This is a genomic window from Streptomyces sp. CC224B (genome assembly GCF_030010595.1).
Taxonomy (GTDB): Bacteria; Actinomycetota; Actinomycetes; order Streptomycetales; family Streptomycetaceae; genus Streptomyces; species Streptomyces longispororuber.
Genome location: NZ_JASCXL010000071.1, coordinates 1 through 20,107, shown reverse-complemented (window position 1 = coordinate 20,107; position 20,107 = coordinate 1). Strand labels below are relative to the sequence as shown.

General features: G+C 75.6%; 19 protein-coding genes. 9 read left to right on the top strand and 10 right to left on the bottom strand.

From position 1 onward, the window contains the following. Positions 1 to 1,041 (bottom strand): ATP-binding cassette domain-containing protein, encoded by a 1,041-nt coding sequence (locus tag QK440_RS26210; RefSeq protein ID WP_282795676.1) that lies wholly within the window; start codon positions 1,039 to 1,041, stop codon positions 1 to 3. Between the two features lie 108 nt (positions 1,042 to 1,149). On the opposite strand from QK440_RS26210, the gene QK440_RS26205 reads away from it, so the two are divergent. The 3 genes from QK440_RS26205 to QK440_RS26195 all read left to right on the top strand — a co-directional run bounded on the left by QK440_RS26205 (position 1,150) and on the right by QK440_RS26195 (position 4,377). Next, positions 1,150 to 2,406: a histidine kinase gene (locus QK440_RS26205; protein ID WP_282795675.1), complete on the top strand. Its 1,257-nt coding sequence runs from the start codon at positions 1,150 to 1,152 to the stop codon at positions 2,404 to 2,406. A 53-nt stretch (positions 2,407 to 2,459) separates the two neighbouring features. Continuing rightward, entirely contained in the window at positions 2,460 to 3,122 is a 663-nt protein-coding gene (locus tag QK440_RS26200) for a response regulator transcription factor (RefSeq protein ID WP_282795674.1), read from the top strand. 97 nt (positions 3,123 to 3,219) lie between these two features. Next, positions 3,220 to 4,377: an ROK family transcriptional regulator gene (locus tag QK440_RS26195; RefSeq protein WP_282795673.1), complete on the top strand. Its 1,158-nt coding sequence runs from the start codon at positions 3,220 to 3,222 to the stop codon at positions 4,375 to 4,377. A 280-nt stretch (positions 4,378 to 4,657) separates the two neighbouring features. Here QK440_RS26195 and QK440_RS26190 read toward each other — a convergent pair whose 3' ends face one another. After that, positions 4,658 to 5,419: a GntR family transcriptional regulator gene (locus QK440_RS26190; protein ID WP_282795702.1), complete on the bottom strand. Its 762-nt coding sequence runs from the start codon at positions 5,417 to 5,419 to the stop codon at positions 4,658 to 4,660. A 289-nt stretch (positions 5,420 to 5,708) separates the two neighbouring features. Next, positions 5,709 to 6,599, bottom strand: coding sequence for an RNA polymerase sigma-70 factor (locus QK440_RS26185; protein WP_282795672.1), 891 nt, complete (start codon positions 6,597 to 6,599; stop codon positions 5,709 to 5,711). Positions 6,600 to 6,771: 172 nt separating this feature from the next. Here QK440_RS26185 and QK440_RS26180 point away from each other — a divergent pair, with 172 nt between their 5' ends. Further along, the gene (locus tag QK440_RS26180; protein ID WP_282795671.1) at positions 6,772 to 7,692 is read left to right on the top strand and encodes an alpha/beta fold hydrolase; all 921 of its coding nucleotides are present in this window, start codon (positions 6,772 to 6,774) and stop codon (positions 7,690 to 7,692) included. On the opposite strand, the gene QK440_RS26175 is transcribed toward QK440_RS26180, so the two are convergent. After that, positions 7,650 to 8,060, bottom strand: coding sequence for a VOC family protein (locus QK440_RS26175; RefSeq protein ID WP_282795670.1), 411 nt, complete (start codon positions 8,058 to 8,060; stop codon positions 7,650 to 7,652). The genes QK440_RS26180 and QK440_RS26175 overlap by 43 nt on opposite strands. 263 nt (positions 8,061 to 8,323) lie before the next feature. On the opposite strand from QK440_RS26175, the gene QK440_RS26170 reads away from it, so the two are divergent. Then, complete coding sequence (locus QK440_RS26170; RefSeq protein ID WP_282795669.1) at positions 8,324 to 9,904, top strand: alkaline phosphatase D family protein; 1,581 nt, start codon at positions 8,324 to 8,326, stop codon at positions 9,902 to 9,904. Between the two features lie 375 nt (positions 9,905 to 10,279). Beyond that, positions 10,280 to 11,743 carry a GNAT family N-acetyltransferase gene (locus tag QK440_RS26165; RefSeq protein WP_282795668.1) on the top strand — a complete coding sequence of 488 codons (1,464 nt, stop codon included), beginning with the start codon at positions 10,280 to 10,282 and terminating at the stop codon, positions 11,741 to 11,743. Positions 11,744 to 11,871: 128 nt separating this feature from the next. Here QK440_RS26165 and QK440_RS26160 read toward each other — a convergent pair whose 3' ends face one another. After that, entirely contained in the window at positions 11,872 to 12,804 is a 933-nt protein-coding gene (locus QK440_RS26160) for an NAD(P)-dependent oxidoreductase (RefSeq protein WP_282795701.1), read from the bottom strand. A gap of 82 nt (positions 12,805 to 12,886) precedes the next feature. Further along, entirely contained in the window at positions 12,887 to 13,471 is a 585-nt protein-coding gene (locus QK440_RS26155) for a TetR/AcrR family transcriptional regulator (protein ID WP_282795667.1), read from the bottom strand. Between the two features lie 123 nt (positions 13,472 to 13,594). Between QK440_RS26155 and QK440_RS26150 the strand changes: the two genes are divergently transcribed. Further along, the gene (locus QK440_RS26150) at positions 13,595 to 15,307 is read left to right on the top strand and encodes a DUF885 domain-containing protein (protein WP_282795666.1); all 1,713 of its coding nucleotides are present in this window, start codon (positions 13,595 to 13,597) and stop codon (positions 15,305 to 15,307) included. A 31-nt stretch (positions 15,308 to 15,338) separates the two neighbouring features. Here QK440_RS26150 and QK440_RS26145 read toward each other — a convergent pair whose 3' ends face one another. Then, a complete protein-coding gene (locus QK440_RS26145) occupies positions 15,339 to 16,184 on the bottom strand; it encodes an SDR family oxidoreductase (RefSeq protein ID WP_282795665.1) in 846 nt (281 codons plus the stop codon). 58 nt (positions 16,185 to 16,242) lie between these two features. After that, positions 16,243 to 16,782 carry a rhodanese-like domain-containing protein gene (locus QK440_RS26140; protein ID WP_282795664.1) on the bottom strand — a complete coding sequence of 180 codons (540 nt, stop codon included), beginning with the start codon at positions 16,780 to 16,782 and terminating at the stop codon, positions 16,243 to 16,245. A 94-nt stretch (positions 16,783 to 16,876) separates the two neighbouring features. On the opposite strand from QK440_RS26140, the gene QK440_RS26135 reads away from it, so the two are divergent. Beyond that, the gene (locus QK440_RS26135) at positions 16,877 to 17,323 is read left to right on the top strand and encodes an Lrp/AsnC family transcriptional regulator (RefSeq protein WP_282795663.1); all 447 of its coding nucleotides are present in this window, start codon (positions 16,877 to 16,879) and stop codon (positions 17,321 to 17,323) included. Between the two features lie 79 nt (positions 17,324 to 17,402). On the opposite strand, the gene QK440_RS26130 is transcribed toward QK440_RS26135, so the two are convergent. Beyond that, on the bottom strand, positions 17,403 to 18,362 hold the full coding sequence (locus QK440_RS26130) for an Lrp/AsnC family transcriptional regulator (RefSeq protein ID WP_282795662.1): 960 nt from the start codon (positions 18,360 to 18,362) through the stop codon (positions 17,403 to 17,405). 217 nt (positions 18,363 to 18,579) lie between these two features. On the opposite strand from QK440_RS26130, the gene QK440_RS26125 reads away from it, so the two are divergent. After that, a complete protein-coding gene (locus tag QK440_RS26125) occupies positions 18,580 to 19,398 on the top strand; it encodes an inositol monophosphatase family protein (protein WP_282795661.1) in 819 nt (272 codons plus the stop codon). Positions 19,399 to 19,447: 49 nt separating this feature from the next. Here QK440_RS26125 and QK440_RS26120 read toward each other — a convergent pair. After that, positions 19,448 to 20,107 (bottom strand): SbcC/MukB-like Walker B domain-containing protein (locus QK440_RS26120; RefSeq protein WP_282795660.1); only part of this gene is annotated, 660 nt, incomplete at its 5' end.

Sequence of the window (20,107 nt, the reverse complement as noted above, 5' to 3'; positions counted from 1 at the left end):
TCAGGCCTCCCGGCGGTGGGTCGGGGCGGTCGGCGGCGCGTCGGCCCGGCGGTCGGCCGGGGCGGTCGGGGCGGCCGGGGCGGTCTCGGTGCGGGCGGTGGGCTCAGCGGGTGCCTCGGGTACGGCGGACGCACCCGGGGCGGAGAACTCCGTGGCCTCGGCCGTCAGGGACAGGTACGCCTCCTCCAAGGAGGCCTCCTCGTCGGCGAGTTCCTGGAGCGGTACGCCCTCGCGCGCGGCGAGCGCGCCGATGTCCTCGGCCCTGGCGCCCTCGACGCTCCAGCGGCCGTCACCGGCGTCCTCCAGGGTGTGTCCGGCGCGGGCGAGGGCGGCGCGGAGCCGCGCCGGGTCGCTGGTGCGGGTGCGGACGCGCCGGGTGGAGTGGGCGGCGATGAACTCCCGCATCGGGGTGTCGGCCAGGAGCCGGCCCCGGCCGAGGACCACCAGGTGGTCGGCGAACGTCGCGGTCTCGTTCATCAGGTGGCTCGACACGAGCACGGTCCGGCCCTCGCGGGCGAGGCCGCGCATCAGTTCGCGGATCCAGATGATGCCTTCCGGGTCGAGGCCGTTGGACGGCTCGTCCAGGAGGACCACGGCCGGGTCGCCGAGCAGCGCGGCGGCGATGCCGAGGCGCTGGCGCATGCCCAGGGAGAACGTCTTGATCCGCTTGTGGCCGACGGCGGTGAGACCGGCCTCCTCCAGGACCTCGTCCACGCGCCCGGGGGCGATGCGGTTGCTGACGGCGAGGGCGCGCAGGTGGTCGCGGGCGGTGCGCGAGCCGTGGGCGGCCTGGGCGTCGAGCAGCGCGCCGACCTGGCGCAGCGGTTCGTCGTACGCGGCGTAGGGGCGGCCGCCGACGGTGGCGGTGCCGGAGGTGGGGCGGTCGAGGCCGAGCACGAGGCGCAACGTGGTGGACTTCCCGGCGCCGTTGGGGCCGAGGAACCCGGTGACCCGGCCGGGGGCGACGCCGAACGTCAGGTCGTCGACCGCGCGCCTGGTGCCGTACTCCTTGGTGAGGTGGTGGACGTCGATGCTGGTCATGGGGCAACTGTCGCGGCCGGGTGGGGTCTTGGTCCTCCCCCGTCGGTGGAGATCGTCTCCCCCGTGCGGGGGAGCCGTGACCCGCGCGCGGGCTGGCACGATGGCCGCATGTCCCGCTTCCCGCGCCTGTCGGCCCGCGTGGTCCGCGGCGTCCGCTTCCTGCGCCCGCTGACGCACGCGGTCACGTACACCCGGTGGCTGCACCTGCTGATCGCCGCGACGGTCGTCCTGGCGTCCGGGGCGATCTACGGCATCACGGACGCGACGGCCGCCGACTGGGCCCTGATCATGGTGCTGCCGGTGCCGTTGGTGGTGGCGGCCGCGATGGTGCCCGCGATGCGCAGGGCCGAGGGGCTCCAGGCGCGGCTGATGCTGTTCCCGGGGTCCCACGCGCGCGTGGACGCCGACGGGGCGGCCGACGACCCCGGTGTGTCCGTGGCGCCCTCGGCCTCGTGGCGGGACCGCGGCAGGACGGCCCTGTGGCTGGTGCTGCGGCTGGAGGCGGGCTGGCTGACGGGCGTCGCCACGACGCAGCTCATCGGGTACGCGCTCGCGCTGCTCGGGACGGCGTCGGAGCCCTCCGAGGACGACGGTCTGGTGCTGCCCCGGCCGGGGCTCGGCGCCTGGGACGCGGCGCTGGTGCCGCTGCCGCTGCTGGCGCTGCTCGCCCTGGTGGTCGCCTCCGGGGCCCTCATGGCGGCGGCGGCCCGCAACCTCCTCGGCCCCTCTCCCACCGAGCGGCTCGCCGCCCTGGAGGAGCGCACCGAGCAGCTCCTGGAGCGCAACCGCATCGCCCGTGAGCTGCACGACTCGATCGGGCACGCGCTGACCGTGGCGGTCGTGCAGGCGGGCGCCGCGCGCGCCGCGGCCGACCGGGAGTTCACCGACCGCGCCCTGGAGGCCATCGAGGAGACGGGCCGCGACGCCCTGGAGGACCTGGAGCGGGTGCTGCGCGTGCTGCGGGAGGACGGGCGGCCCGCGCGGCAGCGGCCCACCCTCGCCGACGCCGCCCGGCTCCTGGACTCCGCGCGGGCCTCGGGGGCGACGGTCGACGCGGAGGTGACGGGCGCGGTGGAGCGGCTGCCGGGGCCCGTGTCGCGGGAGGGCTACCGCATGCTCCAGGAGGCGCTGACGAACGTCCTGCGGCACGCGGGGCCGGTCCCGGTGCGGGTGCGGGTGGCCGCCCGGGACAGCCGCCTCGTCATCGACGTGCGCAACGCGCTGCCGCCGGCGTCGGAGGCCGCCGGGCGCGGCGGCAGCGGGCTGCGCGGCATCCGGGAGCGGGCCGTGCTCCTGGGCGGGCAGGCGCGCGTCGGGCCGTGCGACGGCGAGTGGCGGGTGCGCGCCGAACTGCCGTTGCGCTGATGCCCCGTCACCCGCCGTGCGGGCCCGCGTCCCGCGTGACCTAGGCTGGCCGGGTGTCCGTGACCGTCCTGCTCGTCGACGACGAGCCCCTCGTCCGCGCGGGGCTGCGCGCCGTCCTGGAGGCGCAGCCCGACATCGAGGTCGTCGGCGAGGCCGCCGACGGCGCCGCGGTGATCCCCCTGGCCCGCAGCCTGCGGCCCGACGTGATCGCCATGGACGTACGGATGCCGCTGCTCGACGGCATCGAAGCCACCCGCGCGGTGCTGCGCACGGTGCCGGACCCGCCGAAGATCCTGGTCGTCACGACCTTCGAGAACGACGAGTACGTGTACGAGGCGCTGCGCGCGGGCGCCGACGGCTTCCTGCTGAAGCGGGCCCGGCCCGCGGAGATCGTGCACGCCGTGCGCCTGGTGGCCGAGGGCGAGTCGCTGCTGTTCCCGGCGGCGGTACGGCGGCTGGCGGCCGACCACGGCCGCGAGCGGGGCGAGGACGGTGCCCGGGCGGCGTTCGCGCGGGCGGGGCTCACGGGGCGTGAGGAGGAGGTGCTGCGGCTGATGGCGCGCGGCCTGTCCAACGCGGAGATCGGCGAGCGGCTCGTCGTCGGTACGGAGACCGTCAAGTCGCATGTGAGCGCGGTGCTGGCGAAGCTCGGCGCCCGGGACCGGACGCAGGCGGTGATCGCCGCGTACGAGTCCGGTTTCGTGGCTCCGGGGTGAGCGGGGCCCGGCCGCGGCGGCGGGATCGGCACTCGCCCCGGTCGACGGCTTCCGAGTACGATCCGGCCATCATGCGCACGGGACGGAAGGACGGACGTTGGGGCGGCTGACCGGCGGAGATCCTTCTCTGCTACGGCGGATCAACTCCTCGGTGGTGCTGCACGCGCTGCGCGCCGCGGATGTCGCGACACTCACGGAGATCACCCGGGCGACGGGCCTGTCGCGGCCCACGGTCGAGGGCGTGGTCGAGGGGCTCATCGAGGCCGGTCTCGTGGTGGAGACGGACGTCGACGACGGGGCCGCGCGGCGTCAGGGACGCCCCGCGCGGAAGTTCCGCTTCCGGTCGGAGGCGGGCCATCTGCTGGGCCTGGAGATCGGCCCGCACCGGGTGGCCGCCGTCCTGTCGGACCTGCACGGCAAGGTCCTCGGCACGGCGGCGAAGGACGTCTCGGAGACGGCGGCGGCGGACGAGCGCCTGGAGCGGCTGCGGGGCGCCGTCGCGGACCTGCTGCGCCGGGCCGGGGTGGCCCGCGGTTCGCTGCGCGCGGTCGGCGTGGGCAGCCCGGGCATCGTGGAGGCGGACGGCTCGGTGCGGCTGAGCACGGCGCTGCCGGGCTGGACGGGCCTGCCGCTGGGTGAGCGGCTGCGCCGCTCCTTCAAGTGCCCGGTCCTGGTGGAGAACGACGCCAACGCGGCGGCGGTCGCCGAGCACTGGAAGGGCGCGGCGACGGAGTCGGACGACGTGGTGTTCGTGCTGGCCGGGCTGAGCCCCGGGGCCGGTTCGCTGATCGGGGGCCGGCTGCACCGCGGGTACGGCGGCGCGGCGGGCGAGATCGGCGCGCTGCACCTGCTGGGCCGGGAGGTGAAGCCGGAGACGCTCCTGTCGACCACGGACGAGCCGCTGCACCCGCTCGACGAGCAGGCGGTGGCGGAGGTCTTCGCGCACGCGCGGGAGGGCGACGAGCGCGCGCTGGCGGCGGTGGACCGCTTCATCCGGCGCCTGGTGCACGACGTGGCCGCGCTGGTCCTTGCGCTCGACCCGGAGCTGGTCGTGGTGGGCGGCTGGGCGGCGGGCCTGGACGGCGTCCTGGAGCCGCTGCGCCGCGAGCTGGCCCGCTACTGCCTGCGGCCGCCCCGGGTGGCGCTGTCCGTGCTGGGGGAGGCGGCTGTGGCGACCGGTGCGCTGCGGCTTGCCCTCGACCATGTCGAGGACGAGCTCTTCGCCGTGGAGGGCGCGGTGACCGCGGGGCGGTAGTGCGCGGGGCTCGGCCCCGCTGCCCCGGGGGGGGTGGGGTTCGCCCGGGGCTGCTGCCCTTGGGCCCCGCGGCCCTGCCGCCCGCGGCTCCGGGGCTTTTGTGCGTCCCTGGGTGCGTTTGGGGGCTTCGCCCCCTCCCCCCCCTGTCGCGCTCCGCGCTCGTCCTCAAACGCCGGACGGGCTGAGATGGTCGCCGTCGCGCGCTCCAGGACGGACTGATGCGGACGCGAGCGTCACGCACCACCGGCCCCGGACGCGGACGGGCCAGGGGCGAGGTGGCTCAGGAAGCGCGCTGTTGCGGACCGTGGTGGATTTCCACCGCGCCCTCGTCGCCGAAGGTGAGGCGGCAGGTGTCGGCGCGGTACGTGGCCACCGAGAGGGCCGCCGTGCGGCCGTCGGCGAGGAAGCGGGTGGTGACGACCAGGACGGGGGCGCCGGGCAGGCGGTCAAGGGCCCTGGCGTCGTCGGCGCGGGCCGAGCCGAGTTCGACGGCGCGGTCCTGGCCCTCCAGGTCGAGCCGGGCCAGCTCGCGCAGGACGGCACGCGCGCGTGCGGGTCCGGCGGGGGCGTCGATGGCGGTGAGGTCGGGCACCGAGGCCGCGGGCACGTACAGCAGCTCGGCGGCGACGGGCTGGCCGTGCGAGACGCGGGTGCGGCGCACCGTGTGCACCGGCTCGTCCGGGGCGGTCCCCAGGGTGCGGGCGACGTCGGCGGGCGGGACGGCGGGCTCGCTGTCCGCGGGCTGCCAGTCGTCGCCGGCCGCGCCGGGCCAGCTCCCCCGCTCGGTGGTGACGGCCACGCCCATGCGTGGCGGGGCGACGGTCGTGCCGACGCCGCGGCGGCGCTGCAGCCTGCCTTCCAGCTCGAGCTGCTCCAGGGCCTGGCGCAGGGTCGCGCGGGCGACGCCGAAGCGGGCCGCGAGGTCCCGTTCGTTCGGCAGGATCTCGCCGACGGCGAACTCGGAGTCGAGTGCTTCGCTGAGCACGGTCTTCAGGTGCCAGTACTTCGGCTCCGGCACCGATTCGAGCTGCGTGGTCCCCACCCTGTCCTCCGCAATCGCCGTGCGCAGGCGGCTTTTCAGCGCCTTGTTTATTAAAGGTTCCTGCACTATCTCAGCGACGATAGAGCCGCGCTCATCCTTGGTCAAGACCAATCCTCCTTCCGTTACGGACCGCACAGAAGTGGTGCCACAGAGCATTCATGCGGTGTTCGCGCGGGTGCGACACCCGACCCCCCGGGGTGACGGAATCCGATACGTCGCGTTCACGTGCGCACGACAGGAAGCCCCCGCCCGTGGCACGGGCGAGGGCTTCGTCGGGCGCGGCGGCGGCTCAGCGCGCGAGGCTCACGAGCTTGTCCGGATTCCGCACGATGAAGACGCGTTGGATACGACCGTCGACGGCCTCGACCTGGAAGACGGAGTCCACCTTGCCGTCCACCAGGACGACGACGGAGTCGGCGCCGTTGAGCTCCATGAACCGGAACTCGAAGCCCTCCACCTCCGCCGCGCTCTTGCGCGCGGCGCCGATGAGGAAGCGGCCCACCTTGTCGGCGGTCTCCAGGGTCCGCAGCGGCGCCCTGGCCTTGCCGCCGCTGTCGCCCACCAGGCGCACGTCCGGGGCGAGCAGCGACATCAGCCCCTCCAGGTCGCCGTCGGCGGCCGCGGCGAGGAACCGCTCGGTCAGGTCGCGCCGCTCGGCGGGGTCGACCTGGTAGCGCGGCCTGCCCTCCTCGACGTGCTTGCGGGCGCGCCCGGCGAGCTGGCGCACGGCGGCCTCGCCGCGGTCGAGCGTGACGGCGATCTCGGAGTACGGGAACCCGAAGGCCTCGCGGAGCACGAACACCGCGCGCTCCAGGGGCGAGAGGGACTCCAGGACGACGAGGACGGCGAGCGACACGGAGTCGGCGAGCATGGCGCGCTCGGCGGTGTCGGGGACGGTCGGCCCGAAGTCGGTCACGAAGGGCTCGGGCAGCCAGGGGCCCACGTAGGACTCGCGGCGGGACTGGGCCTGGCGCAGCCGGTCGATGGCCAGGCGGGTGGTGACGCGCACCAAGTAGGCGCGGGGTTCGCGCACTTGGTCGCGGTCGGCGGCCGACCAGCGCAGCCAGGCGTCCTGGACGACGTCCTCCGCGTCGGCCACCCGGCCGAGCATGCGGTAGGCGACACCCAGGAGGACGGGCCGGTGTTCTTCGAAGACGTCGGTCACGGTGTCGGTAGCCACGGTTCCATCCCAGCTCACGGGGGGTCCGGCTGTCCACCCGCGCGGGGCAGGGCGGACGAGGATCACAGTGGCCCGCCCCCGGGCCGCCGCACCCCGGGTGCGGCAGACCCCTTGAACTCGGCACTACCGAGCGGTAATTGTTGCTGACAAGGTGTCTAAGACAGGAGTCGTCATGACCGCAGAGGTGACAGGGGCGTCAGGGGTGGCAGAGGCGGCCGAGGTCTCCTTCGGCGTCGAGTCGCCCCGGGGGCCGCGCACGGTGACCGTCTCCTACCGGCGCACGGGCAGCGGCGCGCCCTTGCTGCTGCTGCACGGCATCGGGCACCACCGCCAGGCCTGGGACCCGGTCGTCGGCATCCTGGCGGCCCAGCACGACGTGATAGCGGTGGACCTGCCCGGCTTCGGCGCGTCACCGGCGCTGCCGGAGGGGCTCCCGTACGACCTGGCGACGGTGGTGCCCGTGCTCGGCTCGTTCTGCGAGGCGCTGGGCATAGGGCGGCCGCACGTGGCGGGCAACTCCCTCGGCGGCCTGCTCGCCCTGGAGCTCGGCCGCGTGCGGCTCGTGCGGTCCGTCACGGCGCTGTCGCCCGCCGGCTTCTGGACGCAGGCGGAGCGCCGGTACGCGTTCACGACGCTGCTCGCGATGCGCCGGATCGCCATGGCCATGCCGCTGCCGACGATCGAGCGCCTGTCGCGCTCCGCCGCGGGCCGTACGGCGCTGACGAGCACCATCTACGCCCGCCCGGCCCGCAGGGCGCCGGAGGCCGTCGTCGCCGAGACGCTCGCGCTGCGGCACGCGACGGGGTTCGAGCCGACCCTGTCCGCCGGGCGCCGGGTGGTGTTCCGCGACGACGTGCCGGGCCTGCCGGTGACCATAGCGTGGGGCACCCGCGACCGGCTGCTGCTGCGCCGCCAGGGCCTGCGCGCCAAGCGGGCCGTGCCGGACGCCCGGCTCGTACGGCTGCCCGGCTGCGGCCACGTGCCGATGAACGACGACCCCGCGCGCGTGGCCCGCGTCATACTCGACACCAGCCGCGCCGGGGCACCGGATCAGGAGTTGGACCACGCGCGCGTGCTGAGCACCAGCCGGTAGCCGTCCGGGTCCTCCACGGTGACGCCCCACTCGTTCCAGTACGGGTTGGGCGAGAGCACCCGCCTGCCGCCGTGCGCCTCCAGCCGGGCGACCAGGTCGTCCGGGACCTCGCCGTCGACGTAGACGACGAGCAGGTCCTCCTCGGTGGGCCGCGGCCGCACGGGGGCCGCCGCCTCGTGGACGAGCTCCAGGTGCCAGGAGGCGTCCGGCCAGCCGACCATGAGCAGGGCGTGCTCGCCAGGACCGCCGCCCTGCTCCTTGCGGAAGACGACGTCCAGGCCGAGCCCTCCCACCCAGAAGCGCTCCGCTGCGGCGAGGTCGCGTGACGGGCGGGCAATACGGATGTGGCTGCGGCCGTTGACGGGCACGGGGGCTCTCCTCAGGTACGGGTGGGCGTGCGGCGCGCCGCACGGGACGACTGTAGGAACCGGCCGGTCCCGCGGGCATCGGGCGCCGGTCCCGGTGCGCGGTACCCGCGGCGTACGACCACGGGACCAGGACCCGTGCGTGCCGCGTGACGCTTCCCCCAAGGCCATGGCCAGTTGTTCACTTGGGGTTCGTGCGCGGGCCGTGACGTGGCAGTAGACGTGGCACCGCACACCGACCGACCGCCGTTCCTGGAGGCGTCTTCATGTCACACCGTCCGCCGAGCCCGTCCCCGCGCCGCCGCAGCCTGCTGCGCGGCTCCCTCGCCGTGCCCGCGGCGCTCACCGTGCCCGCGCTCGGCGGCGGTGCCCCGGCCTTCGCCCGCTCGGGCCGGCCCCGCGCCCGGTGGGGCGTGCAGACGGGCGACGTGGGCGCGCACTCGGGTCTCGTGTGGGTGCGCTCCGACCGCCCCGCCCGCATGGTCGTGGAGACCTCCGCCACCGAGTCGTTCCGCAGACCCACGCGCTGGTACGGCCCCCTGCTCGGCCCGGGCACCGACTACACCGGCACGACGCGGCTGCGCGGTCTGCCCTCCGGCGAGCAGATCCACTACCGCGTGCTGCTGGCCGACCCGGACGACCCGCGGCGCGCCGGGGAGCCGGTCACCGGGACGTTCCGCACGGTCTCGCAGCGGCGCCGGGACGGCGTGCGCTTCCTGTGGTCCGGGGACATCGCGGGCCAGGGCTGGGGCATCAACCCCGACCTCGGCGGCTGGCGCGTGTACGAGGAGATGCGGAAGCGGAACCCCGACTTCTTCCTGTGCAGCGGCGACAACGTCTACGCCGACGGCCCCATCCAGGAGAGCGTGACGCTGCCCGACGGGCGGGTGTGGCGGAACATCACCACCGAGGAGAAGTCGAAGGTCGCCGAGACCCTCGCGGAGTTCCGCGGGAACTTCCGCTACAACCTGCTCGACGCCCACGTGCGCCGCTTCAACGCGCAGGTGCCGTCCGTCGTGCAGTGGGACGACCACGAGGTGCGCAACAACTGGTACCCGGGGCAGATCCTCGACGACCCGCGCTACACGGAGAAGAACGTCGACGTCCTCGCGGCCCGTTCGCTGCGGGCGTTCAGCGAGTACTACCCCCTCTCGACGCAGCGTCCCGGCGCCCGGGACGGGCGGGTGTACCGGGTGCTGCGGCACGGCCCGCTCCTGGACGTGTTCGTCCTGGACATGCGCACGTACCGCAACGCCAACTCGCCGAACCGGCAGCCGGACGACGCGACGGGCATCCTCGGCGCCGAGCAGCTCGCCTGGCTCAAGCGGGAGTTGTCGCGGTCGCGCGCGGTGTGGAAGGTGATCGCCTCCGACATGCCGCTCGGTCTGGTCGTCCCGGACGGGCGGACGGACTTCGAGGCCGTGGCACAGGGCGACCCGGGCGCGCCGCTCGGGCGTGAGCTGCAGATCGCTGAACTCCTGCGGCACATCAAGCACCGTCGCATCACGGGCACCGTCTGGCTGACCGCCGACGTGCACTACACCTCGGCGCAGCACTACGATCCCTCACGCGCCGCCTTCAAGGACTTCGCGCCCTTCTGGGAGTTCGTGTCCGGTCCGCTCGCGGCGGGGGGCTTCCCGGCGGTGAAACTCGACGGAACCTTCGGTCCGGACCAGACGTTCGTCAAAGCGCCGGACCGTGCCAACACGTCGCCGGCGGAGACACCGCCCTACTACGGGGAGGTGGACATCGACGGCGACAGCGGCGAGATGACGGTACGGCTGCGGCAGCAGGGGGGCGGCGTCCTGTTCACCAAGGTGCTGCGGCCGGGGCGCGTGGGTCAGTGAGCTTCCGGCGGACGCGCGTGACCGGCCGGTGACGGCCGGGCGCGGCCGCCGGTCGGACGCCGGCGGGGGCGTCCGCCGGGCAGGCACCGGCGGGGGCGTCCGCCGGACGCCAGGAGGACCGTGTCCGCCGGTGGCGCACCGGCGGGCGCACAGCCGGGCGCGGCCGGTGGCCGCGGCCGGCCGACGGGTCCGTACCGGCCGAGGGGCCGGTACGGCCGACGGGGGAGATCGATGGACATCCGAAGTGGACAGAAAAGCGACCGAAAGAGCCGCCAAAAGGGGGCCAAACCGGCAGAACCGCACTTAACTCATCGGTCACAGAGCGTTTGTGATCACGCAACACCCGTGGGCCAGAGTGGCCGTATGAGTGCTGACATGTCTGATGTGACACGCAGGAAACACGGCAGGCCGGTGCACCACTGGCGCCGGGACGTCATCGAGCTGGCCGCGCTGTTCACGGCGGTGGCGGTCGCGGACGCCGTGGCGAACCTCGTGGGACACGGCCCGGACGGGCCCGAGCTGCTGCTCGTCTCGGCGGTCGTGCTGGTCGCCACGGCCGGGTTCCACACCTGGTGGGCGCGGCGCCACACGCACGCGCCGCCCGGCCCGGGCGCGACCGATACCGGCCCCCGGCCCTCCGCCACGGAGGACCGGGGCACCCCCGCGCCGGCCGGTGCCACCGCCGCGGGCGACCGGACGGGGACCGCTCCCGTCCCGGCGGGGCCGCCGGAGGAGACGGCCCTGTGGCGCATGCGCACGACCGTGCGCGACGAGCCGGGCTCTCTCGCCGCGCTGTGCACGGCGCTCGCGCACGAGCGCGTCGACATCCTCAGCCTCCAGACGCACCCGCTGGGCGACGGCACGGTCGACGAGTTCCTGCTGCGGGCGCCCGCCGCGCTGCCCGCGGCGGACCTCACGCGCGCGGTCGCCCGGGCGGGCGGCTCCGGCACCTGGATCGAGCGGGCGGACACGCACGACCTGGTGGACGCGCCCACGCGCGTCCTCGGCCTCGCCACCCGCACCGCCCTGGACGCCGCCGAGCTGCCGCTCGCGCTGCGCCAGTTGCTCGGCCGGTGCACGATCCGCTCCCTGCCCGCCCGGCCCGCGCCCGGGGGGCACGGCTCCGCCGGAGGCGGCCCCGACGACATGGTGCCGGTCGAGGGCGCCTGGGAGGGCACCGTGCTGCGGCTGCGGGCCCCCGAGGGCGGGGTGATCACGATCGAGCGGCCCCACCTGCCCTTCACGCCGACGGAGTTCGCCCGCGCGCGGGCGCTGGTGGAGCTCGACACCCGGCTCGGCCCGCGCGTGCCGCGCGGCCGGGACGTCCTCACGCTCGCCGAGGGCAGCGACATCACGGTCAGCCGCGCCGACGGCGCCGACCTCGACGCCGCGAAGGCCATGCACGAGCGCTGCTCCCCGCACACCCTGAGCATGCGCTACCACGGCCCGGTGGGGGACGCCGACCGCTACCTCAACCACCTGCTGAGCCCGCGCTTCGGCCGTACGCTCGCGGCCCGCACCGCCTCCGGCCGGATCGTCGGCCTCGGCCATCTGCTGTGGGACGGCGACGAGACGGAGATCGCGCTGCTCGTCGAGGACGCGTGGCAGCGGCGCGGCATCGGCGGGGAGCTGCTCGCCCGCCTGGTGGCCATGGCGACCGAGGCGGGCTGCGACAGCGTCTACGCGGTGACGCAGTCCTCCAACACCGGCATGGTCGCGGCGATGCGCGGCCTCGCCCTGCCCCTCGACTTCCAGATCGAGGAGGGCACGCTGGTCATCACCGCCCGGCTGGACACCACCGCGGTGCGCTCCCCGCTGCCGTACGACCGCCGCCCGTAGCGCGGGAGGCGCCGTCGGAGCCGGAGCCCCGGCCCCGACGGCGCCCCGCCCGGGGCCTCGGACGCCGGGCGCAGGGGGCCTCCCGGCCGGAGTCCCGGGCGGGAGGCTCAGGCGGCCGGATGCGAGGCTCAGGCAGCCGCGTCCGGGGCCAGGCGGGAGGCGGCCATGTCCTTGTCGCCGTGGCCCGCGGCGGCCGCCCGCTCGAACCGCCGAAGGCCGGCCGCCGTCACGTCCACCGGGACACCGGCGGCCCCGGCGGCCTCCACGACCAGGCGGGCGTCCTTCGCCGCGTTGGCCACGGAGAAGCTGGGGTCGTACGCGCCCGCCAGCATGGCGGCCGCCTTGGCGCGGAAGAACGGGCTGTCCAGCGGGCCGCCCGCGACCACGTCCACGACCAGCGCGGGGTCGACGCCGAGCCCCTCGGCCAGGGCGAGGCTCTCGGCGGCGCCGTGGGTGAGGGCGAACACGTAGCTGTTCAGAGCGAGTTTGAGGCGGCTCGCGGCCCCGGGCTCCGGTGAGACCCACACCGTGCGGCTCCCGATCGCGTCGAACACGGGCCGCGCCCTCTCCCGCGCGGCCTCCGGCCCGGCCGCGAGGACGACGAGCTGCCCGTTCTCCGCGGGCTGCCTGGTGCCTTGCACGGGGGCGTCGTACAGCACGAGGCCGTGCCGCTCGGCGAAGTCCACGAGGCCGCCGACGGCGTCCGCCCCGACCGTGCTGAGCTGGATCCACACCGTGCCCGGCGCGAGGGCGGGCGCGGCGGCCTCCATCACCTCGCGCACCGCGGGCCCGTCCTTGAGCACGGTGACGACGACGTCGGCGCCCTCGACCGCCTCGGCCGGGGTGGCGTGCGCCACGACGCCGTCGAGCGTGGCCAGTTCCGCGGCCTTGGCGGGCGTGCGGTTCCACGCGCTCACGGCGAACTCCGCTCGCAGGTTGCGCGCCACCGGCGCGCCGATGATGCCGGTGCCGAGCACGGCGACCTTCTTCTGTGCCATGGGTTTCCTTAGAGGAGAAGCAGCCGGTCTCCGGCCGCCGTTCTTGACTGATCGTTCTGTTATGCGGGCGTGCGACGACCAGGACGAGGTACCGACGGAGCCCGAGGCGCTTCTGAGCCGCGCGGGACTTCGGACGTACGGCGCGTCAGCCGAGGAGGGCCAGCGCCTGCCGTGCCGCGTCCCGCACCCGGGCCTCGCCGCCGGAGACCTTGCCGACCACGCGGATGCCCTGGAGCAGCACGAGCAGCATGCGGGCCAGGGCGCGCGGGTCGCGGTCGCCGGCCAGCTCCCCCTGCGCCCGCGCCCGGGTGAGCGCGGAGCACAGCAGCGTCTCGAGCCGCTCCCAGTTCCGCTCCACCCTGCGGTCGGCGTCCGCGTCGTGCGGGGCCAGCTCCGCCGCGGTGTTGGTGACGAAGCAGCCGGTGCGCCGGGTGTCGCCCGTGACGGCCTCGTGCGCGAAGCGCTGTACGACGGCCCGTACCCCGGGCAGGGCGGGGCCGGGCCGGGAGAGCTCGTCGAGCAGCGGCGGCTCGCTGTGCTCCGTGTACCGGTCCAGGGCCTTCAGGTACAGCTCGCGCTTGTTCCCGAAGGTGGCGTAGATGCTGGCGCGGCCGATGCCCAGGTGCGCGACGAGGTCCGCCATGGACGTGGCCTCGTACCCGCGGCTCCAGAACAGTTCGAGTGCCGCCCCGAGCGCCGCGTCCGGGTCGAATTCCTTGGTCCTGGCCATGAGGCAGACGCTAGTCCGGACTGGAACGATCAGTCAAGAAAACGGGAGGTGGTACGGGTGCGGCCGGGCTCGGGCGGCGACGCGCCCGTGACGCGCGCCCCGGTCTCGTATCAGGATGTCCGCATGTCAGACACGAAGATCCCCAGCACCGTCGCGGGCTCCGGCCCGCTCCCCCGCGAGGTCGCCGACGCCTTCGTCGACGAGCTCGTGGCCCTCGATCCCGTCACCGGTACCTACCTCGGCGTCAAGGAGAGCCACAGCAAGCTGCCCGACCTCTCCCCGGCGGGCCACGCGGCGCGGGCCGACCTCCTGCGCGCCACCCTCGCGCGGCTCGACGAGGCCGAGGCGCGGCCCGGCGCGGACGCCCCGATCGAGCGCCGCTGCGGGCGGCTGCTGCGGGAGCGCCTGACGGCGGAGCTCGCCGTGCACGAGGCCGACGAGCACCTGCGGACCGTCGGCAACCTGGGGACGCCGCCGCACGAGGTGCGGGAGATCTTCACGGTGACGCCCGCCGACACCGAGGAGGACTGGGCGGCGATCGCCGAGCGGCTGCGCGCGGTCCCCGCCGCGTACGAGGGGTACCGCGCCTCGCTCGCGCTCGGCCTTGAGCGGGGCCTGCTGGGCGCGCCGCGGCCGACGGCGACGTTCGTCGGGCAGCTCACGGAGTGGGCGGGCCCCGCGGGCGGTCCCGGCTGGTTCGAGGAGTTCGCGGCGGAGGGGCCCGCGGCGCTCCGCGGCGACCTGGAGGCGGCGGCGAAGGCGGCGACCGGCGCGGTGGTGGCGCTGCGCGACTGGATGCGGGACGTGTACGCGCCGGCGGTGGCGGACGCGCCCGACACGGTGGGCCGTGAGCGCTACGCCGTCATGTCCCGCTACTTCAACGGCACGGACCTGGACCTGGACGAGGCGTACGCCTACGGCTGGGCGGAGTACCACCGGCTGCTGGGCGAGATGCGCGCCGAGGCGGAGAAGATCCTGCCGGGCGCGGCCACGCCGTGGGTGGCGCTGGCGCACCTCGACGAGCACGGCACGCACATCGACGGCGTGGACGAGGTCCGGCAGTGGCTCCAGGACCTGATGGACGAGGCCATCGGGGCGCTGGACGGCACGCACTTCGAGCTGGCCGAGCGGGTCCGCAGGGTGGAGTCCCGCATCGCCCCGCCCGGCGGCGCCGCGGCCCCGTACTACACGCCTCCGTCGGAGGACTTCTCCCGGCCCGGCCGGACGTGGCTGCCGACGATGGGCCAGACCCGCTTCCCCGTGTACGACCTGGTGTCGACCTGGTACCACGAGGGCGTTCCGGGCCACCATCTGCAGCTCGCGCAGTGGGCGCACGTCGCCGAGGACCTGTCGCGGTACCAGGCGACGGTCGGCATCGTCAGCGCCAACGCGGAGGGCTGGGCGCTGTACGCGGAGCGCCTCATGGACGAGCTGGGCTTCCTCACCGACCCGGAGCGGCGCCTCGGCTACCTGGACGCGCAGATGATGCGGGCCCTGCGCGTCATCGTCGACATCGGCATGCACCTGGAGCTGGAGATCCCGGCGGACTGCGACTTCCACCCGGGCGAGCGCTGGACGCCCGCTCTGGCGCAGGAGTTCTACGACGCGCACTGCAGCCGCCCCGCGGACTTCGTCGAGAGCGAGATGACGCGCTACCTGACGATCCCCGGCCAGGCCATCGGCTACAAGCTCGGCGAGCGCGCCTGGCTGCTCGGCCGGGAGAACGCGCGCCGCCGCCACGGCGACGCCTTCGACGCGAAGGCCTGGCACATGGCGGCGCTCTCGCAGGGCTCCCTCGGCCTGGACGACCTGGTGGACGAGCTGTCGGCCCTCTGAGCCACCGCCCGACGCGCGGCGGCTTCCGGGGTCAGCGCCGGAAGCCGCCCTCGGAGGCGATCACCTGCCCGGTGACCCAGCGCGCCTCGTCCGTGGCCAGCCACGCGAGGAGCCTGGCCGGGTCGTCCGGCATGCCCCAGCGTCCGGCGGGGAAGCGGGCGGCGACCTCCTCGTAGGCCTGACCGGTCAGGTAGTCCGTGTCCACGGGCCCGGGGTTGACGGTGTTCACCGTCACCGCGAGAGGGGCGAGCGTCGTCGCCAGCGAACGGGTCACGGACGCCAGCGCGCCCTTCTGGAGCGCGTACGCCAGCTCGTCCGGCATGCCGCCGGCGATGTCCTGGCCGGACGTCATCATCAGCACGCGCCCGCCGGGGGTCCGCGGTGGCAGAGCGGCACGCAGGCGCGCGTACGCCCGCACGAGCAGGATCACCGAGCGGGTGTCGACCGCCCAGTGCGCGTCGAGCATGTCCGCGTCGATCTCGTCGAGGGTGCCGTCGCGGCCGCTGCGGGCGTGGTTGGCGACGAGGACGTCCAGGCGTCCGCCGAGCGCCTCGGCCGCCGTGGCGACCAGGGCGGCGGGCGCGGCGGGGTCCGCCAGGTCCGCGGGGCCCTCGTGGACGCGCGCGCCGGGGTCGGCGAGCGCCGCGCGCACGGAGTCGGCGACCGCCTGCGGACTGTCGGCGCCCCAGGGCATCTCGGCGTCGTGCGGCACGTGGTGGTGCACATAGACGCTCGCGCCGTACGCGGCGAGGCGGCGGGCCACGGCGTGGCCGATGCCGCCCCGCCGGCTGGCGCCGGTCACCAGGGCGGTGCGGCCGCGCAGGGGGAGCGGGTCGCGGCGGAGTTCGTCTGCTGTGGGATGAGGCAGTCGCGGCATGAGTGCGCTCCTCCCCCGCGCCTCGCGGTCGCGAAACCTCGAGCGGCGGGGCGCCCGGTCAGCAGCCGCAGTCCGCCGCGTCGACCGGGGCCGTCAGGGGGTCGGCCGCGCGGCGTGCGGGGCCCTCCCAGGTCTCGTACGCGAAGCCCTCGCGGACCCAGTACTCGAAGCCGCCGAGCATCTCCTTGACCTGGAAGCCGCGTTCGGCGAGGGCGAGGGCGGCGCGGGTGGCGCCGTTGCAGCCGGGGCCCCAGCAGTAGGTGACGACGGGGACACCCTGGTCGAGGAGGGTCTCGGCCTGCTCGGGGATCAGCGCGGTGGGCAGGTGGACCGCGCCGGGGACGTGGCCCTGGTCCCAGGACGCGGTGGAGCGGGGGTCGAGGACGACGAAGCCGGGGTCCCCGCCTGCGGCGAGCGCGGCGGCGACGTCCGACACGTCGGCGTGGAAGGCGAGGCTCGCGGCGAAGTGGGCGGCGGCCGCGGCGGGGGGCGCCGGAGGCACGCGCAGAACCGGGTTGACGGGGGCCGCGGGGGCCGCCGGGGCCGGGGCGCCGGTGGTGGGGGTGGCGGGCGTCCGCTGGGCGGTGATCGTGTTCATGGCTGGAAATTTACGGCCGGGGAACGCGGCGCTGAACCCGCGATTCCCGGCGTACCTCTTGATCGGCCGGTGATTTCCCTGTTTCCTCTCGGACATGACCGGTTATTCCACGGACGCCACCGACTGGCGCATCCTCGACGTCCTCCAGCGCGACGGCCGGGCCAGCTACGCCGAACTGGCGCGCGCCGTCTCGATGTCCGCGAGCGCGGTCACCGAGCGCGTGCGCCGCCTGGAGGAGGCGGGCGTGATCCAGCGGTACGCGGCCGTGGTCGACCCGGAGCGGCTCGGCCTGCCGGTCCTCGCCTTCGTCCGGCTGCGGTACCCCAACGGCAACTACAAGCCCTTCCACGACCTGGTCGACGCGACGCCGGAGATCCTGGAGGCGCACCACGTCACCGGTGACGACTGCTTCGTCATCAAGGTCGCCGCGCGGTCGATGCGGCACCTGGAGGAGGTCTCCGGCAAGATCGGCGCGCTCGGGTCCGTCACGACGAGCATCGTCTACTCCTCCCCCCTGCCCGGGCGCCCGCTGGGCCGGTGAGCGCGGAGGGGCGCTGAGTTCTGCCCGTTAAGCGCGGAGGGCTCGCTGAGTTCTGCCCGGCCGCGCCCCGGGCGCGGCCTCACGCCCCGGGCCGCTTGACCGCCCGCCCCACGAGCAGCGTCTCCACCTCCGCGACGTCGAGCGCCCCGACCTCGCGGGTCAGGAAGGCGTACAGCGCGGGCAGGTCCGGCAGCCACACGGCGACGTGGAGGTTGGTGCGGCCGGTGGTGGCGAGCGCGCCGTGCACCGCGGGGTGCGCCGCCAGCGTCCGCCCCACGGCGTCGAGCCGGCCAGGCGCGACCCGCATCAGCAGGTTGGCGTCGACGGGCAGGCCGAGGCGGCGCGCGTCGACGTGGACGTGCGTCCGCAGCAGGCCGCGGGCGCGCAGCTCCGCCAGGCGGCGCCGCACGGTGGACTCCGGGTGGCCGGTGGCGCGTGCCACGGCGGCGGCCGGGGCGCGGCCGTCCTCGGCCAAAGCGGCGAGCAGGACCTGGTCGGTCTCGTCGACGCGGCCCGCCCGCTGCTCACCGGGGCCGGCGGAGTCGGGGGTGAGGGCGCCGCGTTCGGCGGCGGTCAGGACGTCGTGGCGCCAGTCCTCGGCGCCCTTGAAGACGTGCAGCACGGTCTGGGCGTCGACGGACGTCACCGCGTTCGTCGCCGGGAGCTGCCGGTGCAGGAGGCGGTGCGGGGCCGCGGTGTCGGCCAGGAGGATCGCGCTGATCTCGTCACCGCCCGCGGACAGGTCCACGAACGGTACGTCCTCGCGGTCGGCGAGCGCCTTGGCGATCACCTCGGTCCGGCCGCGCAGCACCTTGATCCGCAGGGTCGTCCCGGCGGGCGGGGCCGGCCGCGCGGGCAGGCCGACGACACGGACCGTCCCGTCGCCGAGGAGGGCCGCCCACCGGCGGTGCACCACGCGGGGGCTGTGCCCGAGGACCTCGGCGGCACGCTCGGCGGTCAGCCGCCCGTCGCACTGGAGGGCCGCGACCAGCCGCTGGTCACGCTCGTCGAGGACGTCTTCGCTCGTTTCTCCAGCCATGGGTGCAAGTTTCGCTCACGAGGGAGTGCTTGAGGGCCGTCGGCGGCCAGGGGCCGGTGATCGTGGACGTACGCCACAGCGGCACGCTCCCGACGGACGCGTCCCAGCGGACGCGCCCCAACGGACGCGCCCCAACGGACGCGCCGCAGCGGACGCGCTTGGACAGCCGCGCCCCGGCACGCACCCGCTCCGACACACACGCACTCAGGAGGCCCTCATGTCCCCGACGCTCACCGACGTCCCACCGGTCGCGCCGCTCCCGCGGCTTCTCACCGCCATGGCCGCCGCCGCACAGGAGGCCGGTGCGCTGGTCGCCGCGCTGCCGCGCTCCGGAACCGGCCGGACCACGGACGACCTGCGGGCCGCGTTCGACGCGGTCGACGGCCCGGCCACCGCTGTCCTGCAGGACCGGCTGGCCGCGCTCGTGCCGGACGCCGTCTGGGCCGACGAACTGGAGACCGAGGTCCCGGCCACCGGCCGGGCCTGGGTGGCGGACGCCGTCGACGGCGCCGTGCAGTACCTGCTCGGCCTGCCGCACTGGTGCGTGAGCATCGCCCTGGTCGAGGACGGGGAGCCGGTGGCGGCGGTCCTGCACTCCGCGGTGCTCGGCGAGACCTACACGGCGGCGCGCGGCCTGGGCGCCCGGCGCGACGGCGTCCCGCTCGCGCCCCCGGCCGGGGCGGAGTTGAGCGCCGCCGTGGTGGCGACGAGCCAGCCGCCGTTCGCCGCCGCGCAGCCGGACGCGGTGGCGCGGGCGGGGCGCGCGCTCAGCGCAGTGGTGCCGGCGGTGGCCGCCGTGCGGAACCTCGGACCGGTGTCGTGGCAGGTCGCGGACGTCGCGGCGGGCCGGCTGCACGCGTTCTGGCTGTGCGGGCGCGACGACGCGAACCTGCTGGCGGGGGCGCTCGTGGCCCGCGAGGCGGGGGCGCGCGTCACCGACCTGGACGGCCGGGAGTGGCGCGCGGGCGCGGACGGCTTCCTCGTGGCGGAGGGCGCGTTGCACGCGGGGCTGCGGGGGCTGCTGGCCGTGGGGTAGGCGGGGCGCGGCGGCGGAGGTGCCCCTGGCACGGAGCCCCGTACGGAGGTCAGACCCCGCCCCGCTGCCGCACCACCGAGCCCTCCCGGCCCTTCACGACCTCCAGTTGCGCGTGCACCCGGCGGCGCAGGTCGGGGACGTGGCTGACGATGCCCACGCTGCGATCCCGCTCGCGCAGGGCGTCGAGGACGTCGAGGACCTCGTCGAGGGTCTGGTCGTCCAGGGTGCCGAAGCCCTCGTCGATGAAGAGCGTGTCGAGGCGGACGCCGCCCGCCTCGTCCGTGACGACGTCGGCGAGGCCTAGGGCGAGCGCGAGGGACGCGAAGAACGTCTCGCCGCCGGACAGCGTCGCGGTGTCGCGCTCGCGGCCGGTCCAGGCGTCCACGACGTGCAGGCCGAGGCCCGAACGGCCGCGCCCGGTGCGGTCGTCGGAGTGGACGAGGGTGTAGCGCCCGGAGGACATGCGGCGCAGCCGGGCGGTGGCCGCCGCCGCGACCTGTTCGAGCCGGGCGGCCAGGACGTACGACTCCAGGCGCATCCTGCGCTCGTTGTCGGCGGCCGTGCCCGCGGCGAGCGCGGCGAGGCGGGCCACGCGGTCGTGCTCCTCGCGCAGCGGCGCGAGCCTGCGGGCCGCCGCGGCGGAGCGGGCGGAGAGCCGGTCGAGGTCGGCGCAGCGCCGCGCGGCGGCGTCGCAGGCGGAGGCCGCGGC

Bases quoted from the DNA above. Each gene is read 5' to 3' on its own strand.
- QK440_RS26150 (WP_282795666.1), top strand. From the start codon at position 13,595: ATGTCAGACACGAAGATCCCCAGCACCGTCGCGGGCTCCGGCCCGCTC.
- QK440_RS26205 (WP_282795675.1), top strand. From the start codon at position 1,150: ATGTCCCGCTTCCCGCGCCTGTCGGCCCGCGTGGTCCGCGGCGTCCGC.
- QK440_RS26140 (WP_282795664.1), bottom strand. From the start codon at position 16,782: ATGAACACGATCACCGCCCAGCGGACGCCCGCCACCCCCACCACCGGC.
- QK440_RS26180 (WP_282795671.1), top strand. From the start codon at position 6,772: ATGACCGCAGAGGTGACAGGGGCGTCAGGGGTGGCAGAGGCGGCCGAG.
- QK440_RS26165 (WP_282795668.1), top strand. From the start codon at position 10,280: ATGTCTGATGTGACACGCAGGAAACACGGCAGGCCGGTGCACCACTGG.
- QK440_RS26125 (WP_282795661.1), top strand. From the start codon at position 18,580: ATGTCCCCGACGCTCACCGACGTCCCACCGGTCGCGCCGCTCCCGCGG.
- QK440_RS26135 (WP_282795663.1), top strand. From the start codon at position 16,877: ATGACCGGTTATTCCACGGACGCCACCGACTGGCGCATCCTCGACGTC.
- QK440_RS26155 (WP_282795667.1), bottom strand. From the start codon at position 13,471: ATGGCCAGGACCAAGGAATTCGACCCGGACGCGGCGCTCGGGGCGGCA.
- QK440_RS26170 (WP_282795669.1), top strand. From the start codon at position 8,324: ATGTCACACCGTCCGCCGAGCCCGTCCCCGCGCCGCCGCAGCCTGCTG.
- QK440_RS26130 (WP_282795662.1), bottom strand. From the start codon at position 18,362: ATGGCTGGAGAAACGAGCGAAGACGTCCTCGACGAGCGTGACCAGCGG.
- QK440_RS26210 (WP_282795676.1), bottom strand. From the start codon at position 1,041: ATGACCAGCATCGACGTCCACCACCTCACCAAGGAGTACGGCACCAGG.
- QK440_RS26145 (WP_282795665.1), bottom strand. From the start codon at position 16,184: ATGCCGCGACTGCCTCATCCCACAGCAGACGAACTCCGCCGCGACCCG.